The 1,429-nt window shown below is 44.5% G+C and carries 9 tRNA genes and 1 rRNA gene; all 10 read right to left on the minus strand.

The features are described from left to right. Window positions 1-220 precede the first annotated feature (220 nt). Window positions 221-296 (minus strand) — tRNA-Ala (locus tag JOC75_RS23700). A 17-nt stretch (window positions 297-313) separates the two neighbouring features. Beyond that, a tRNA-Pro gene (locus tag JOC75_RS23705) sits at window positions 314-390 on the minus strand. 95 nt (window positions 391-485) lie between these two features. Then, window positions 486-562, minus strand: a tRNA-Arg gene (locus JOC75_RS23710). Window positions 563-645: 83 nt separating this feature from the next. Then, window positions 646-734, minus strand: a tRNA-Leu gene (locus JOC75_RS23715). A gap of 12 nt (window positions 735-746) precedes the next feature. Continuing rightward, a tRNA-Gly gene (locus JOC75_RS23720) sits at window positions 747-821 on the minus strand. Between the two features lie 53 nt (window positions 822-874). Continuing rightward, window positions 875-960 (minus strand) — tRNA-Leu (locus tag JOC75_RS23725). A 13-nt stretch (window positions 961-973) separates the two neighbouring features. Then, window positions 974-1,049 (minus strand) — tRNA-Lys (locus tag JOC75_RS23730). A 24-nt stretch (window positions 1,050-1,073) separates the two neighbouring features. Then, window positions 1,074-1,149 (minus strand) — tRNA-Thr (locus JOC75_RS23735). Window positions 1,150-1,216: 67 nt separating this feature from the next. Beyond that, window positions 1,217-1,292, minus strand: a tRNA-Val gene (locus JOC75_RS23740). 32 nt (window positions 1,293-1,324) lie between these two features. Continuing rightward, window positions 1,325-1,429: ribosomal RNA gene (gene rrf / locus JOC75_RS23745) — 5S ribosomal RNA — on the minus strand; the annotation flags it as partial.

The following is a 1,429-nucleotide window of genomic DNA, read 5'->3' on the forward strand; positions in this document are numbered from 1 at the left end:
GCCGCCAGCGTTCGTCCTGAGCCAGGATCAAACTCTCCAATAAAGTAGTGTTTGACTTGCTCATGTATTTCATTTTGTACTATATAGTACGTTTTGTTAATCGAAATTAACGTTGGCACGCTTGGTTTTGTTTAGTTTTCAAAGATCATTTGTTTGAAACAACTTTATAAGCTTAACATGTTATAATGTTGATTGTCAAACAGTTTTTAAAATAGTTTTTTGGTGGAGCCTAGCGGGATCGAACCGCTGACCTCCTGCGTGCAAGGCAGGCGCTCTCCCAGCTGAGCTAAGGCCCCGAATAAATATAAAGAAATGGTCGGGAAGACAGGATTCGAACCTGCGACCCCTTGGTCCCAAACCAAGTGCTCTACCAAGCTGAGCTACTTCCCGTCCTATAAATAAAAATGGAATGAGAAGGTCATAGATTTTCAATCTATTTAAAGTAAGTTTTCAACTAACTTTTGCTTCTTTTCACTTCACTTATATGGCGCGCCCGAGAGGAGTCGAACCCCTAACCTTTTGATCCGTAGTCAAACGCTCTATCCAATTGAGCTACGGGCGCTAAGTTCATTTGATTTATCCTTCAAGATACATTTTTTGTTTTGAAGTAATAAAGGTAAGTTATTTTTGCTTCGCAAAAAACTTTGGTGCCGAGGACCGGAATCGAACCGGTACGGTAGTCACCTACCGCAGGATTTTAAGTCCTGTGCGTCTGCCAGTTCCGCCACCCCGGCAATAGAAGTAATTGGAGCGGAAGACGGGATTCGAACCCGCGACCCCCACCTTGGCAAGGTGGTGTTCTACCACTGAACTACTTCCGCAATATTCTCATAACTGAATTATTGTAAGTTATTTTCGCTTCGCGAAAAAACTTTGGTGCGGGTGAAGGGACTTGAACCCCCACGTCACAAGGACACTAGATCCTAAGTCTAGCGCGTCTGCCAATTCCGCCACACCCGCATGGTGTGAAAAATGGTGAGCCATGAAGGATTCGAACCTTCGACCCTCTGATTAAAAGTCAGATGCTCTACCAACTGAGCTAATGGCTCATTATTAATAATGAGTTAAAATAGTGGTGCCGGCGAGAGGACTTGAACCCCCAACCTACTGATTACAAGTCAGTTGCTCTACCAGTTGAGCTACACCGGCGTATAAATTGCATATATTTCACTTTAAAGGAGTAATAGAAAGTTATTTTCACTACGTGAAAAAACTATGGTGGAGGATGACGGGATCGAACCGCCGACCCTCTGCTTGTAAGGCAGATGCTCTCCCAGCTGAGCTAATCCTCCATATAAACCACTATAATTATAGTAGTTATACAACCTGGCAATGTCCTACTCTCACAGGGGGAAACCCCCAACTACCATCGGCGCTGAAGAGCTTAACTTCCGTGTTCGGCATGGGAACGGGTGTGACCTCTTCGCCA

Source organism: Metabacillus crassostreae (genome assembly GCF_016908395.1).
Classification (GTDB): domain Bacteria; phylum Bacillota; class Bacilli; order Bacillales; family Bacillaceae; genus Metabacillus; species Metabacillus crassostreae.